General features: G+C 71.1%; 17 protein-coding genes. 7 read left to right on the top strand and 10 right to left on the bottom strand.

From position 1 onward, the window contains the following. Nucleotides 1–77 precede the first annotated feature (77 nt). Together ACSHV8_RS19430 and ACSHV8_RS19435 are read left to right on the top strand one after the other, a co-directional pair. Nucleotides 78–1,628 carry a pectate lyase family protein gene (locus tag ACSHV8_RS19430; RefSeq protein ID WP_436535053.1) on the top strand — a complete coding sequence of 517 codons (1,551 nt, stop codon included), beginning with the start codon at nt 78–80 and terminating at the stop codon, nt 1,626–1,628. 117 nt (nt 1,629–1,745) lie between these two features. Beyond that, entirely contained in the window at nt 1,746–2,540 is a 795-nt protein-coding gene (locus ACSHV8_RS19435; RefSeq protein WP_436535055.1) for an alpha/beta hydrolase, read from the top strand. A gap of 22 nt (nt 2,541–2,562) precedes the next feature. Here the strand turns inward: ACSHV8_RS19435 and ACSHV8_RS19440 are convergent, their stop codons facing one another. The 8 genes from ACSHV8_RS19440 to ACSHV8_RS19475 form a co-directional block, all read right to left on the bottom strand. Beyond that, complete coding sequence (locus ACSHV8_RS19440; protein WP_436535057.1) at nt 2,563–3,663, bottom strand: PqqD family peptide modification chaperone; 1,101 nt, start codon at nt 3,661–3,663, stop codon at nt 2,563–2,565. A gap of 74 nt (nt 3,664–3,737) precedes the next feature. After that, on the bottom strand, nt 3,738–4,004 hold the full coding sequence (locus tag ACSHV8_RS19445; protein ID WP_436535059.1) for a hypothetical protein: 267 nt from the start codon (nt 4,002–4,004) through the stop codon (nt 3,738–3,740). 113 nt (nt 4,005–4,117) lie between these two features. Further along, nucleotides 4,118–4,852 carry a nitroreductase family protein gene (locus ACSHV8_RS19450; protein ID WP_436535061.1) on the bottom strand — a complete coding sequence of 245 codons (735 nt, stop codon included), beginning with the start codon at nt 4,850–4,852 and terminating at the stop codon, nt 4,118–4,120. After that, the gene (locus tag ACSHV8_RS19455; RefSeq protein ID WP_436535063.1) at nt 4,849–6,471 is read right to left on the bottom strand and encodes a nitroreductase family protein; all 1,623 of its coding nucleotides are present in this window, start codon (nt 6,469–6,471) and stop codon (nt 4,849–4,851) included. Before ACSHV8_RS19455 ends, ACSHV8_RS19450 begins: the two co-directional genes overlap by 4 nt. Further along, the gene (locus tag ACSHV8_RS19460) at nt 6,468–6,962 is read right to left on the bottom strand and encodes a TOMM precursor leader peptide-binding protein (protein ID WP_436535065.1); all 495 of its coding nucleotides are present in this window, start codon (nt 6,960–6,962) and stop codon (nt 6,468–6,470) included. Before ACSHV8_RS19460 ends, ACSHV8_RS19455 begins: the two co-directional genes overlap by 4 nt. Nucleotides 6,963–7,108: 146 nt before the next feature. Continuing rightward, on the bottom strand, nt 7,109–8,428 hold the full coding sequence (locus ACSHV8_RS19465; RefSeq protein ID WP_436535067.1) for a YcaO-like family protein: 1,320 nt from the start codon (nt 8,426–8,428) through the stop codon (nt 7,109–7,111). A gap of 241 nt (nt 8,429–8,669) precedes the next feature. Next, entirely contained in the window at nt 8,670–9,605 is a 936-nt protein-coding gene (locus tag ACSHV8_RS19470; protein ID WP_436535069.1) for a cation diffusion facilitator family transporter, read from the bottom strand. Nucleotides 9,606–9,650: 45 nt separating this feature from the next. Beyond that, nucleotides 9,651–10,022: a hypothetical protein gene (locus tag ACSHV8_RS19475; protein WP_436535071.1), complete on the bottom strand. Its 372-nt coding sequence runs from the start codon at nt 10,020–10,022 to the stop codon at nt 9,651–9,653. 115 nt (nt 10,023–10,137) lie between these two features. On the opposite strand from ACSHV8_RS19475, the gene ACSHV8_RS19480 reads away from it, so the two are divergent. Both ACSHV8_RS19480 and def read left to right on the top strand, forming a co-directional pair. Next, nucleotides 10,138–10,500, top strand: coding sequence for a winged helix-turn-helix transcriptional regulator (locus ACSHV8_RS19480; RefSeq protein WP_436535073.1), 363 nt, complete (start codon nt 10,138–10,140; stop codon nt 10,498–10,500). After that, the gene (gene def, locus ACSHV8_RS19485) at nt 10,497–11,042 is read left to right on the top strand and encodes a peptide deformylase (RefSeq protein ID WP_436535074.1); all 546 of its coding nucleotides are present in this window, start codon (nt 10,497–10,499) and stop codon (nt 11,040–11,042) included. The genes ACSHV8_RS19480 and def overlap by 4 nt, the downstream gene beginning before the upstream one ends. On the opposite strand, the gene ACSHV8_RS19490 is transcribed toward def, so the two are convergent. Further along, entirely contained in the window at nt 10,971–11,894 is a 924-nt protein-coding gene (locus ACSHV8_RS19490; RefSeq protein ID WP_436535076.1) for a DMT family transporter, read from the bottom strand. The two genes, def and ACSHV8_RS19490, sit on opposite strands and share 72 nt — an antisense overlap. 80 nt (nt 11,895–11,974) lie before the next feature. Between ACSHV8_RS19490 and ACSHV8_RS19495 the strand changes: the two genes are divergently transcribed. The 3 genes from ACSHV8_RS19495 (at nt 11,975) to ACSHV8_RS19505 (ending at nt 13,907) form a co-directional block, all read left to right on the top strand. After that, on the top strand, nt 11,975–12,439 hold the full coding sequence (locus ACSHV8_RS19495) for an Lrp/AsnC family transcriptional regulator (RefSeq protein WP_436535078.1): 465 nt from the start codon (nt 11,975–11,977) through the stop codon (nt 12,437–12,439). A 117-nt stretch (nt 12,440–12,556) separates the two neighbouring features. Continuing rightward, nucleotides 12,557–13,273 carry a hypothetical protein gene (locus ACSHV8_RS19500; RefSeq protein WP_436537378.1) on the top strand — a complete coding sequence of 239 codons (717 nt, stop codon included), beginning with the start codon at nt 12,557–12,559 and terminating at the stop codon, nt 13,271–13,273. A gap of 82 nt (nt 13,274–13,355) precedes the next feature. Then, nucleotides 13,356–13,907, top strand: coding sequence for a DUF3558 family protein (locus tag ACSHV8_RS19505; RefSeq protein ID WP_436535080.1), 552 nt, complete (start codon nt 13,356–13,358; stop codon nt 13,905–13,907). Here ACSHV8_RS19505 and ACSHV8_RS19510 read toward each other — a convergent pair. Next, nucleotides 13,891–14,379, bottom strand: coding sequence for a DUF309 domain-containing protein (locus ACSHV8_RS19510; RefSeq protein WP_436535082.1), 489 nt, complete (start codon nt 14,377–14,379; stop codon nt 13,891–13,893). The two genes, ACSHV8_RS19505 and ACSHV8_RS19510, sit on opposite strands and share 17 nt — an antisense overlap. Nucleotides 14,380–14,383: the final 4 nt, after the last annotated feature.

A 14,383-nucleotide genomic window follows, 5' to 3' on the forward strand; every position in this document is an offset into this window, starting at 1 on the left:
ATCGACGTCCTCCTATGCTCGGCGGAAGAACCTTAGGAAAGCGCTTTCCTGCACCCCATCCCCGAGGAGCGCCGTTCATGAGAAGAATCCGGTTCATCGCCGCCGCCGGCACCGCCGTCACGGCCGGCGCCATCGCCCTCATGCTGCCGAATCCCCAGGCGTCGGCCGCCGTCGCCGGCGCGGCCAGCGGCTTCGCCACCCAGAACGGCGGCACGACCGGCGGCGCCGGCGGGACCACCGTCAAGGCCACCACCGGCACGCAGATCCACCAGGCCCTGTGCGGCCGGGCCAGCGCCAGCACCCCGATCATCATCGAGGTCACCGGCACGATCAATCACGGCAACACGACGAAGGTCTCGGGCGACAGCTGCAACACGGCGGCCGACAAGATCGAGCTGAAGGACATCTCGAACGTCACGATCGTCGGGGTCGGCAGCGCCGTCTTCGACCAGCTGGGCATCCACATCCGGAACGCCAGCAACATCATCATCCAGAACGTGACGGTCCAGAACGTGAAGAAGTCGGGTTCGCCGACGTCGAACGGCGGCGACGCGATCGGCATGGAGACCGACGTCCACAACGTGTGGGTCGACCATGCCACGCTCATCGCCTCGGGCGGCGAGGACGCCGGCTTCGACGGCCTGTTCGACATGAAGGACAACACGAAGTACGTCACGTTGTCCTACAGCATCCTGCGCAACTCGGGCCGGGGCGGGCTGGTCGGTTCCAGCGACAGCGACCTGGCCAACGGGCCGATCACGTTCCACCACAACTGGTACGAGAACATCGACTCGCGCACGCCGCTGCTGCGGGGCGCGACCGCGCACATCTACAACAACTACTACCACAGCCTCAACGAGTCCGGGATCAACCCGCGGGCCGGTGGCAAGGCCAAGGTCGACAACAACTACTTCCAGGACTCGAAGGACGTGCTCGGCACGTTCTACACCGACCTGCCCGGGTACTGGCAGGTCAGCGGCAACACGTTCGACAACGTGACCTGGTCGGCGGTGGGCACGGACAACAATCCGGCCGGGCCGAACCCGGTCTCGAACACGACCGTGAGCATCCCGTACTCGTACACCCTGGACAACACGTCGTGCGTGCCCAACGTGGTCAAGGCCACGGCCGGCGCGAACACCGGGCTGAAGACGTCGACCGGGACGTGCGCGACCACCACCAGCAGCCCGAGCCCGACGACCTCGACCTCACCGTCGGCCTCGACCAGCCCGACGCCGAGCACGTCGCCGTCGCAGCCGAGCGGCACCAACCTGAGCCTGGCGTCCGGCGCCGGCGCGGACGGTTCCAGCAAGGCGAGCGGCACCAGTTACGGCAACGTCAAGGACGGCAGCCTGACCACGTACTGGTCGCCGAGCGGCACGACCGGCGACATCTCGATCAAGTGGGGTTCGGCGACGACGGTCTCGCGCATCAACCTCCGCGAGGTCACCTCCGGGGTCATCGGCTCCTACCAGGTCCTCAACGGCGCGACCGGCGCTGTCCTGAAGTCCGGCACCGGCTCCGGCGTCATCACCTTCACCGCGACGTCGACCACCAAGATCACCTTCAAGATCGTCAGTGCTTCGGGTACGCCGCAGGTCGCCGAGTTCGAGACCTACGCCTCCTGACTCACCCGGTCGGCGTCCGGCTCCCCCGCCGGGCGCCGACCGGCTGTGCGGGAAACCGTTTCCAGACCGGACCGCGACCGGCAGGATGAGGCTGTCACCGAGCGATGGGATACGCCGATGTCCACTGTCCTGTTCATTCACGGTCTCTGGCTGCACTCCACCTCCTGGCAGCCCTGGCAGGAGTTCTTCGAGGCGGCCGGCCACCGCACCCTGGCGCCGGAGTGGCCGGGCACGCCGGACACGGTCGCCGAGGCCCGGGCGAATCCGGAGTCGATCGCCGATCACGGCATCGACGACGTCACCGAGCACTACAAGCAGATCATCGAGGGCCTGGACGAGGCCCCGATCCTGATCGGGCACTCGTTCGGCGGCATGATCTCGGAGAAGCTGCTCGGGCTGGGGCTCGGCGCAGGGGCCGTCGCGATCGACGCCGCGCAGATCAAGGGCGTTCTGCCGCTGCCGTTGTCGGCGCTGCACTCGACGCTGCCGGTCTTCAAGAACCCGGCCAACCGGCACCGCGCGGTGTCGCTGACCGCCGAGCAGTTCCGGTACAGCTTCGGCAACACGCTGCCGCCCGAGGAGTCGGACGCGCTGCACGAGCGCTGGGCCATCCCGGCGCCGGGCAAGCCGCTGTTCGAGGCGGCCGCGGCGAACTTCCTGCTGCACTCGCCGGCCGCGGTGAACACCGGTAACGAGGACCGGGGTCCGCTGCTGCTGATCGCCGGCGGCAAGGACCACACCGTCCCGGAGGTGATCACCCGGGCCACGGCCAAGCAGTACCGGAAGTCGTCCGCGGTCACCGACCTGATCCAGTTCGCCGACCGTGGTCACTCGCTGACCATCGACCACGGCTGGCGCGAGGTCGCCCAGACGTCGCTGGACTGGCTCGGCAAGCAGGGCCTGGTCGGCTGAGGCCCGGTCAGCTCAAGCCCGGTCAGCTCAAGAACTGCACGACCAGCCGGTAGTAGTTCATCGAGATCATGGTCAGCAGCAGGCCCACGAAGACGGCGCTGACCAGCCCGTAGACGAGATACAGCCCGCGCCGCGCGGTGGAGACCGCGCGGTGTGCGGCGGGCATCGGCCGCCGGAGCAGCACGTGGCCGAGGTAGCGGAAGGCCCGGTCGCGCAGGTTGATCTCGCCGAGGGCGGCCTCCATCGCGTGGTGCCCGTCGGTGAACGGCAGCAGCGGGTTCAGGTTGTTGAAGATCACGAACATCTGCATGCCGAGCAGCCAGAGCAGCCCGTCGAAACGGGCCGGGTCGAGCAGGACGAGCAGGGCCACGACGCCGGTCGCGACCAGGTCGATCATCGGCCCGACCAGGGCGACCGCGCTGCGCCCGAAGCGGGACCGCACCCGGTAGGCGTCGGTCCGGTCCACGTAGGTGAGCGGGATCAGCAGGCAGAACAGTTTCACCCCGGCCTCGCGCACGGGCACGCCGAGCGCCTGGCAGACCGCGGCGTGGCCCATCTCGTGCGCCGCCGCCTGCACCAGCAGCACGCCGACGGTCAGCACCCAGGGCGGGCCGACGTAGACGGCCGGGCCGGGGCGGCTCAGCGCCAGCGCGATCACGACGACCGATGCGACCGCGGCCAGCAGCGTCAGGGCGGTGAACGTGCGCGGGAAGCGCGCCAGCAGCATGGACGGCGGTCGCAGCATCCGGTTGAGGTGGCGCGCCGGGATCCGGATGCGGGGCGTGAGCCGGAACAACCGGGCGAACGCACGGTCCCGGCCCCGCAGCGGCTCCGGCGGCACGGACAGCACGCCGGCCGCCCGCAGGTCGGTGAGGAAGGACAGAAGAACAGGAGCCCGATCGCGTACGCCGTCCGGTCCGCGCGACCGCCGTGCGGCGTCCAGCAGCGCCGTCCCGGTCCGGCTCCCGTCGAGCAGCGGGACCAGGCGGGCCCCGGTTCGGCTGAGCCGCACGTACGTGCCGGTCTCGGGGTCGAACAGCAGCGAGTGACCGTCGGCGCCGTCGATGAGGGTGACCTGGGGGGCCAGGGCGACGGGCCCGTCCAGCCAGTCGGTGGTGGTCATGGTGCCTTCCGTTGGCCGGGCCGGCCGGGGGCGCGCCACGTGGCGCGCCCCCGGTCGAATTCATCTGACGACCGTCAGTGCATGCCGCGGGTTCCGCCGCAGCCGCCGCAGTGGCCGCACGGGCCGCAGTGGTGGCAGGACCGGCACGGGCCACAGGGGCCGCACGGGCCGCAATGGCCACAGGGGCCGCAACCGCCACATCCGCCACATCCGCCACCGCAACCGCCCGTACCCAGCAGCGACGCGCTGACCACGGTCGGCAGCTGCTCGGCGGTCAGGTCGTCCTCGAGCCAGAGGTCGAGTTCCTCGAAGACCTCGGGTCCGTTCAGTTCACTGTGCATGCGACTCAGCTCCTTCGATGTGTCGTGTCCATGCAGAACTCCGGGCGGCCGGATCGGCCGTCCGGCCGGGGCCCGGACGCCGGATGCGCGGACCCCAGACTGTGGACCGGGTGCTACGCCGCCGGTTCGGCCGCGGGGTGCGCGACGGCGAAGGCGAGCAGCGGCGCCCGGTGATATCCGTCGGCGCCCGCGCGTTCCCGCAACACGTGGGGCAGCAGCCCGGCGAAGACCGAGCCGCCCAGGTGCAGGCGCAGGGCGGCCAGCCAGGCGGCGTGCGCGGCCGCTCCGGCGCGGGACAGCAGCAGGCGGTGCCCGTGGCTGCCGTGCCGGGCGAGCGAGCCGGCCAGGTTGCCGGTGATCACCAGCACGGCCGCGGCCTGGGCGAACTCCGACTGCATGACCAGTTCGGCGGCGTCCGGCCCGTCCGGCAGACTGGCGACCCGGCGCAGGGCGTCGCGTCCGGGCAGGTACCGGTAGAGGCCGGTGTCGACGCCGGTGACCCGCCAGGCCGCGCAGTAGAACTCCAGGCCGACGCCGCCGTCCCGCTCGGACGCCCAGGAGTCGGCGTCCATCCGCTCGGCCGCCGCGCAGACCGCGGACAGTTCGGCCGCGGTGATCGGAATCGGCTCGTAGTCGCGGACCGCGGTCCGGCCGAACAGCACGTCGTCCAGGCCGGCGCGCGGGGCGGCCGGCTCGGGCAGCTCGATGATCGGCCCCTGGTCGGGGGCGGGCAGCAGGTACGCGGGCACCGGGGCCAGGGGGCGCCCGGCGCTGTCCGCGTCGAGGCGGGAGTCGATCATCAGGTCCTCGAGGAGCCGGTAGCGGTCCTCGTCCACGGTCACGGTCATCGCAGGCCTCCCAGGGCGACCACGGCGGTCACCGGCTCGGCGTCGGGGTCGAGACGCAGGGCGTCGTGGAACGCCGCGTCGTCCCAGCGGGCGGCGAACCGGGTGGTCACGCCGCGGGTCGCGGCGACGGCGGAGAGCTGGGCGAGCGCGACCCCGGCATCGAGGCCGAGGATCCGGTACGCGAAGTCGTGGTACTTGGCCGCGACGACGCCGAGCGCGCCGGTGAGCACGAGCAGCGCGGACGGGCCGGTCTCCTCGAGCGCCGGGCAGACCCCGGCCGTGGCGGCGCGGACCCGGCCCAGGGTGTGGTCGGCCCGCTGGTAGAAGTACCAGGCCGGGTCCAGCCCGTCGACGTCGAGGGCGAGCAGGTACGCCTGGACCGAGCCCAGGTTTCCGCCGGTCGGCGACCACCGGCTGACCTGCCCCGGGAGCGCCCGGTCACCCAGATCACGCAGACCCGCCGTACGGCGAAGAAGGTGTGAGAGTGACCCGTCGCCCAGCGGAAGGCGCGCAGCGGCCTGATATTGCTTGTTGTAGCGCTGCAGCGCGTGGTTCGCGGGCCGGTAGTGCGCCTGGTGTTCCTTGAGGTTGAGCCACTCGCGGGGCGGGAAGGTGACCGCCTGCTCGTAACGGTGGGCCAGCGGCGACCGATCGGTCTCGGCCCGCGGATCGGCCGGCAGGCAGGTCGGGCAGCCCGGCCGGCGATAGGCGCCGATCACCTGCCGGGACCACTCCCCCAGGTCGTAGACGGTGCAGACCTGCATCGAGGGCACCTCGCCGACCCGGGCCAGCAGGTGAACGGTCTCGGTCGCGGCCAGAGCCGCCCAGATCGCCGCCCGGACCGCCGAGGGTTCGCCCGCCGGGGCCGTCCGGTTCCGCGCGAAGCAGTCGTAGCAGCACGAGTAGCGGGCGTCGAACAGCGGCCCGATCTCGGCCCGGTCGGCGCCCACGGCGGTCCGCAACCAGCCGATGCCGGCCTTGCGGCAGGCCTCCTCGACCTCGGTCAGCGCGGTGGTGTTCCCGTCGTCGACGGCGACCACCAGGTCACCGGTGGTCAGCGCGTCACCGGTCCAGGCGTGCGCGTCCGCGCCGGCCCCGGCCAGTTCGGTGCGCAGCATCGCGGCCAGCGGACCGGTCCCGGCGATGAGCACGCGGGTGCGGGCCAGGCGTTCGCAGGCCTGGTTGCGGCTGCGGTTGACCCGGGTGGTGTCCAGGTTCCGGCCGAGGTATCCGGCGACCTCGGCCGGGATCACCTCGACGGCCTCGCCGATCGGCCCGTCCTGCAGCAGGCCGCTCACGTAGAGCAGGGACACGCAGGCGTGCAGCGTCTTCAGCGGCACCCGCGGGAGCAGTTCGCCCAGTTCCTCGACGGTGCGGGTGCCGTCCAGCAGGGGCAGCAGCCGCGGGATCAGCTGGACGGCCGAGCGTCCGCGCAGCACGGTCTGCCGGTTGCCGGTGCCGGGGAACGCGATGCCGTCGACCAGCGGCACCTGGACCAGGCCGGCGGCCAGGCACGGGCGTACGGGCGGGACGAACTGCGGGTCGGCGGCCACGGCGTAGGCCATGGTCGCGGCGTCCATCCGCCCGTCGTTGCGGGTGACTTCCTCGACCGGGGTCATCGCCACACTCCCTGCAGCATCTCGGGCAGTCGTTCGTACGACCGCGTCGTCTCGTCCCGTCCGGTCCCGCACCGCGGGCAGCCGTGCACGCCGACCACCCGGCCGGCCCGCATCTGCTGGGTCGGCACCTCGATCTGGCGGATCCGTCCGGCCTCGGCCGCCGGGTCGTCGCGCAGCCGCTCGACCACGTCGGCCGCGGCGGCCGCGGCCAGCAGTGCCGTCGAGGGCAGGTAGCCGTCCGGTCCGGCGTCGGGGTGGGCGTCGTAGTACTCGCCGACGGCGGCGCGGATCACCCGGGCGTTGTCGTGCTGGGCCTGCCGGCGGCGGTAGCAGTCCTGGCAGGCGCCCAGTCCGGGGACGACGACCGGGCCGATCTCGAGCATCGGGTGGTCGAGGATGACCGGGAGCCAGGGCCGGCCGGTGCGGTGGGACTCCTCGTCGAACTCGTGTTCCAGGTGGGGTGTGCGACGCCAGGCGGCGAGAAGGTTCACGCTCGGCTGTCCGTTTTTTCGCGATAAAACGCCATCGGGCGCATCGACGACGGAGACGTCGGGGACCAGGTCGCGCAGCCGCTCGGCGACCGCGAATCCGAACGGTCCGACGGGGGTGACGATCAGGTGATACATGCTGACTCCCATCAGGCGAACGGCTGCGGCCACGTGTTGAGCTCGGACTCGGCCCGGCTCGGGTACCCCATCCGGACCGGCGCCTCGTACAACCGGGGGCTGCCCAGGAAGCGCGAGCGGTACGTGAAGGAGAGCGGCAGCAGTCCGGGGATCACCGCGCGGACCACGGTCATCCCGGCGCGGATCGCCTCGTCCGGGGTCAGGTCCACGACGTACGAGTCCAGCCCGGCCGCGTCCAGCCGGCCGAGCACCACGCGCAGGTCGGCCGCCGAGTCCCCGGTCGCCAGGTTCGGCATCTCGGAGAGTTTGCGCCGCGCGGTGCTGCCGGTCAGGAAGTCGAACGCCGAGGCCCGTTCCGGGGCGCCCATGTAGATCGCGCCGTCCGACACCCCGCTGAAGTCCTGCACGTCGTCCGGGGCCTTCTCGCCCTGCAGCGCGATCCGCACCGAGACGGTCTCGGAGATCGCCTTGGCCGCGGCGATCTGCGGGTCGAGGCCGGTGGCGCACGACACGACGATGCTGCAGGCCGGGTGGTTCGGGGCGATCGAGACGCCGTACACGGTCGGGATGCCCAGGTCGGTGGTCGCGTCGAAGAGCTGGACGGTGACGTCCCGGTCGGCGTACAGGTCGAGGTAGCGCTGCAGTTCAGGTGTCACCACGTCCAGCTCGATCCGCGGCAGCGCGAGCTTCTGCAGCCAGATCAGGCTGATCGCGTCCCGCTCGATCACCTCGCAGAGCGCGCCGGTGATCGCGCGGACCGGGTCGTAATGCGTCGCCGCGCCGGTCGAGATCGGGTTGGTGATGCTCTCCGCCCCGTGCGCCGAGTAGTGCATGTAGACCAGCACCGCCGGGACCCACGACAATTTCCGCGTACGCAGGTTCATCCCCCGGATCCACCGCATCCGCCCCGACTTGTCGGGCAGCGTGAGCGGGCACCGCGGGTCGGCGAGCTCGGTCGCCGAGCAGCGCGGCAGCACGTCCAGGTCGAGTGCCTCGTCCCCGAGCTCGTCGGCCGTGGCCCAGTGCAGCTGGGCGTCGTCGTACAGGCAGTTCGCGTACCGTTCGAGCGCCTCGGCGATCCCGACGGTCCGCGCGAGGTCGGGGTCGACGCCGGTGCCGGTGCCGTCGAGGCTGCCCAGGCAGTCCGGCCCGCACATGGTGGCCATCACGGTGGACACGTCACCGAGGTCGGCGGAGAAGACCTTCAGGGGTGGGTTGGAGGGTTCGACCGCCAGCTGCCCGACCCCGGTTATCAGGCCTCCCAGCGGAGAGACCAGGTCCTGCAGCGTGCCCGTCTTCCGCCGCGCCACCTCTGTGGCAACCGCACTCATCCCCGCGCGCCCTCTCGTTTTCCCGCTCGAAGCCCGGGCGCCGGCCGGTCGGCTCGGCGCATCCATAAGCCTGTCCCGGAGAATGCCCGCTTCGCTGGGGTTTACGAAAAATGCCGCCTGGGTAAATTAATGTACGTTTTGTTAGTATGTAGGGACAGTAACCGAGTCATTATTCGGTCGTTCCGATGAATCCAAAGCGCGCCATTTCCTATTGCGCCGATAGGCTCCAGCACCGAACCGATCACTCCAGGGTGACCGTCACCTGGGTGATCGACTCGTCATCCAGAAGTGCACGCCGCAGCCGGGTCACCCGACCCACCAGGTCGTCGTCGACGGCCGGGGTCACCCACAGATTTACCAGCAACTGCGACGGCCCGACCCACACACCGTGCAGATCGCGGATCGAGGCCACCCAGTCCTCCCCGGCCACCCGCTCGCGGATCGGGTCGAGCACGTCGGCCGGCGCGGACTCGTCCAGCAGCAGGCCCTTCGACCGCCGGGCCAGCAGGAACGCCACGACGATGAGCAGCAGGCCGATGAGCAGGCTGCCGACCGCGTCCCAGCCGGCCCACCCGGTGGTCGCGTGCAGCACCAGCGCGGCCAGGGCGACCGCGAGACCGATGAGCGCGGCCGTGTCCTCCAGGAAGACCGTCGTCGCGCTCGGGTCGGACGCGTGCCGCAGGTGGTGACCCATCGACCGGTCCTGCTCGCGGGCCTCCTCGCGCAATTGTTTGTGCGCGGTGTACCACGAATAGCTCTCGAATCCGGCGGCCACCACCAGCACCCCGATACCGACCCAGAGCGATTCCACCGGCTCCGGATTCATCAGGCTGCGCACACCCTCACCGATCGAGAGGACGCCACCGACCAGGAAGATCCCCAGCGCGGCCAGGAACGTCCAGAAATAACGTTCCTGCCCGTACCCGAAAGGGTGTTTCTCGTCGGGTCCTTTGCGTGATTTCCGCAATCCGACCAGCAGCAACACCTCGTTGCCGGTGTCCGCGATCGAGTGCGCGGCCTCGGCCCACATCGACGCCGACCCGGTCAGGAACCCGGCGACGACCTTCGCTATGGCGATGGCCAGATTGGCGGCCACCGCCACGATCACCGTCCAGGAGCTTCCCTTGTCCTTTTCCGAGTCATTTCCCGTACGGCTGTCGTCCGCGCTGTTCTCCACGCCTGCGCCGATACCCGAACCGGGCCGAGCGCACACCCGTCGATGTCACACCCGCTCGACGTGCACCCCGCCGACCAGGCCGAAGCAGCGCACCCGCACGACGATCTCGTCCCCGCCCCGAACCGGCGCCGCGTTGCGCACCGGGCCGAAGATCCGGAAGCCCTCGGCGACCACGCTCACCCCGTCCGGCACCTGCAGCGACGCCCCGCCGACGAGGCTGATCTTGGTGACCCAGTACGTCTGCCCGGCCTCCAGACCGGCCCCGCTCAGGTCCAGGTTGACCCCGCCCAGCAGGCTCACGAAGCGCAGGTCCTGGGGCATCTTCCATCCGCCGCGGCGCTTGAGCCCGCCGAGGATCGAGATGTACCAGGCCGCCCCGTCACGGCCGGTGAAGGCCGGCGAATCCGTGTGATCCATGCCCCGAACACTATGGACGTTGGTCGACCTCTTGAGAGGCCGATCGTCACCCCCTCCCGATGACAGATGTCACCCGGGAATTGAACGGCGGGGCGCGTGATGCGTCGTAGGCGATATGGGTTCCTCCTCGCTGACCACCGGCTCCCCGCTCTCCCCGGCCGTCGACCTGATCTTCAGCCGATGGTCGCCGCACATCCTGTGGGCGCTCGGTGCGGACGGCCCGCTGCGCTACGGCGACCTGCGCAGCCGGCTCTATCCGGTCGGCACGGCGACGCTGGCGCAGCGGCTGCGCGAGCTGGAGTCGGCCGGACTGCTGCAGCGCACCCTGTACATGCGGCATCCGCCCCGGGTCGAGTACTCGCTGACCGAGCTCGGCCGCACCGTCATCCCGGTACTGGGTGCGGTGGCCGACTGGTCGCGGGCGCACCTCATGGCGTACGAAATAGGTGACGCATCAATCCCTGGAGGGCCGCTGTGACCGTAGTCTCCATCCGGAAGGTCGGTGATCCGGTGCTGCGCCAGATCGCCGCGCCGGTGACCGATTTCGACGCCGAGCTGGACCAGCTGGTCAAGGACCTGACCGAAACCCTGGTCCAGTCCCGCGGCGCCGGGCTGGCCGCCCCGCAGATCGGCGTCGGCCTGCGGGTCTTCGCGATCAACCCGGACCTGCCCGGAAATGATCTGAAGCTCGACCACCTGGTCAACCCGGTGCTGGAGTTCCCCGACGAGGCCGAGCAGTCCGGCCCGGAGGGCTGCCTGTCCATCCCCGGCATCTACCTGGACACCAAGCGCCGGATGAACGTGCTGGCCAAGGGCTACACGAAGAAGGGCGACCCGGTCCAGGTGGTCGGCGACGGCATCCTCGCCCGTTGCATGCAGCACGAGACCGACCACCTCGACGGTGTCCTGTTCATCGACCGGCAGGACGCCGAGGGCCGGCAGCGGCTGCTAGACACGCTGCGGGAGGCGTCCTGGTTCGACGACCAGCTCACGCCCGAGGTCCGCGTCAGCCCGCACTGACGCCCGGTTGTAGCCGACGACACCGCCGGTGACCAGCGCCAACGCGACCAGGACACCGGCGGTGACCGGCTCGCCGAAGATCGGCACGGCCAGCAGCGTGGTCAGCACCGGGCTCAGCGCACCGGTCACCGCCGGAATCGCGCTGCCCAGCCGCCGCACCGCGTAGACGTAGCTGAGCGTCGAGAAGATCCCGGTTCCCACACCTTGAAGAAGAATCAACACGATTACGTACGACGGGGAAGCGCCGGCCAGATGCATCGGCGCCGGCCCGGTGCACTCCAGCGCCACGGCCACCAGGGCCGACGGCACGCACACGACGAGTACGACGCTGGTCAGATCGAGCCGCGTGTGCCGCAGCGCGATCGTGTAGACCGCCCACGCGCACCCGGCCGCCAGCAGGATCCCCACCCCGGCCGTGGTCGCCGCCGACCCGGTCAGCAGGGCGGTCGCCGCCACCCCGAGCGCGATCGCGGCCAGCGCCAGCACCCGCCGCCCGCTCGGCCGGTCACCGCGCCACACGACCAGGATGACGGCCACGAACAGCGGGACCGTGCCGGGCAGGAGCAGCCCGGTGAGCGCGGCCGAGGTCAGGCGACCGCCGAGTGCCGAGAGCAGGTAGTGCGGGAGGCCGGCCAGGCTCAGCGCCAGGATCGTGCCGGGACGCTCGCGGCGTACCGCCCGGAACGCCCGGGGCAGCCAGGGCGCCAGCAGGATCACCGGGGTGACGAAGCGCAGCACGGCGGCGTCGACGGGGGTCAGACCGGTGGCGCCGAGCCCGCGGATGGTGAGGGCGAACGACGCCCACAGGACGACGGCGACCGCCAGCGCGGCCAGGCCGCTCTTCCGTTTCATGCCGTGAATCTAGGAAGAATCGCCCGGCACGCGATTGCTAATTCTGCCAGTGCCGGGCCCTCCAGTGGCAGAATCTGCCAATGACGACCCTGGACTCGATCGACCGGCAGATCCTGCTCGAACTGCAGCGCGACGGGCGCCTCACCAACCAGGAACTGGCCGACCGGGTCGGGCTCTCCCCGTCACCGTGCCTGCGCCGGGTCCGCCAGCTGCAGGAGTCCGGGGTGATCGAGCGCTACACGGCCGTCCTGTCGCAGGACGCGGTCGGGCTGCCGATCACCGCGTTCGCCCGGCTCACGCTGCTCTCGCACACGTCGGCGGTGGTCGACGAGGTGGAGACGCGACTGCGGGCCATCCCGGAGGTGGTCGAGGCGTACCTGCTGGCCGGCGACGACGACTACCTCGTGAAGATCGTCATCCCGTCGTTCGCGGCCTACGAGGACCTGCTGCGCCGGGAGATCCGGCCGATCCCCGCCCTCGCCTCGATCAAGACGACCTTCGCGTTCGCCGTCACGAAACCGCAGTCACCGCTGCCGCTGCCCTGAGTTCCGGCCATTCTATAAGGCCCTCATGCAGTCGGCCGGAAAAGCGCCGACGACGCCCCGGCCGGCCCCGTCCCCTGTTTGACTCGACCGGTTGACCGCGAACAGGAAGGCTGAGAGGTGAACAAAGCAAAAGGGCTGGTGATGGTGGCCGCCGGCATTGTCTCCGGTATCGCCATGGGCGCCGGTCCCGTTCAGGCCGCGGATAATCCGGGGCCCAGGCTCGACGTGGACGTCATCGGCTATTTCGGCGCGCAGGACAACTGCCAATGGGTCGGCACCACCGGGAAACTGCTCGGCAAATGGCGCGACTTCGTCTGCGACCGGGGCCAGCACGGAATGTGGCAGCTCACCACCTGGACCGTGGCCCGCCCGGTCATCGGCCCCGGCGGCCGTCCGGTCGGCCCGCCGGTGGTGTCCCCACCCGGCCGCCCCGGCGGTCCCGGCGGTCCCGGCGGTCCCGGCGGCCCGGGTCAGCCTGGTGGCCCGGGTCAGCCCGGTGGCCCCGGCGGTCCTGGACGCCCTGGTCAGCCCGGTGGTCCGGGTGGTCCCGGCGGACCGGCGGCCGGCCCGGGTGGTCCCGGCGGGCCGGTCAGCCCGGTGGGCCCGGACGCCCGGGTCAGCCCGGTGGTCCGGGTGGTCCCGGCGGCCCGCTGGGTGGCCCGTCCGCACCCGGTGGCCCCGGCGGTCCCGGTGGCCCTCACCAACCGCCGCGAGGCTGACACGGTTCGTGTGCCCCGGAAGACCCGTCGCGGGTCTTCCGGGGTTTTCTTACACCACGAAGGCCACCTTCGGCAGTCCCCCGGACCGGCACGACATCGCGACGCCGACGGGTGACTCCGGGCGTCCGGGTCTGGGGTTGACGGCCCCTCTCATGATGCGATCTAGCTGGTCACCACCCCCACGCTGAGGAGCATTCGTGAAGCACCGCCCTGTCGTCCTGGCCGCCGTCATCCTGTTCGGGATCGGCGGATGCGGCGTGATCAACAACGCCGACACCGACAAGGCAGCGGCTCCCGCCGCGACGGCCACCGCCAAGCCGACGCCGACGACCGCGAAGCCGACCGAGGACACCGGCGGCAGCACCGACTCGGTCAAGGACGGCGGGAACATCCCCGACCCGTGCACCCTGCTCACCAAGGCCGAGGTCACCGGCCTGACCGGGCACAACATCACGCAGATCGACAAGGACGGCGCCTCCGAGGGCGACGTCAGCCGGTTCTGCCAGTGGCAGCAGGACAACGGCCAGCTCGCGCTCTTCCTGAGCCGCACCACGGCCGACGAGTTCAAGGTCACGGTCGCCGAGGCGGAGACCGTGGACGGGGTGGGCGAGGACGCGTACTCGGCCAATGGGCATCTGTATGTGCTCTACGGCACCGTGCAGATCGACGTGTACGTGCGCGGCGGCTCGGACGCCGAGAACCTGGCCACCGCCAAGAAGGTCGCCAAGGTCGTCATTCCGAAGATCTGAGCCGCGGCGCGAGCAGTTCCTCCGGGATCGGGCCCTGACCGATCCGGGCGGTGAGGTCCCGGGCCCAGGCGGTCAGGTCGGCGACCGGGATGCCGTGCGGGGCGTCCTCCGCGTAGGCCGAGATCCGCTCCCCGGCCCGGGTCAGCAGCCGGATCGCGCCGACGTCGTTGCCCCGCCGCAGGTGGGTCACCCCGACGGCGAGCTGGGCCAGCCCCTTCCACAGTTCGCGGGTGTCGTCGTCGCAGGCCTTCCACGCCCCTTCGAGCACCTCGTGGGCGTGGAAGGGCCGGCCGGCGACGAGCAGTCGCTCGGCCTCGCGCAACGCCTCGGCCGGGGGCAGCACGAGGTCCTCCGGGGTGGTCGGGACGCCGGTCAGGCCGTGCGGGAGCGGGCGGCCGAGCCCGTCCCGGGGCCGGGCGTTGCGGGCCCGTCCGGTGGCGTCCCGATCACGCTCCACGCGCAGAGGTTCCATGTCA

The sequence above is a fragment of the Actinoplanes sp. HUAS TT8 genome (assembly GCF_051380535.1).
Classification (GTDB): Bacteria; Actinomycetota; Actinomycetes; order Mycobacteriales; family Micromonosporaceae; genus Actinoplanes.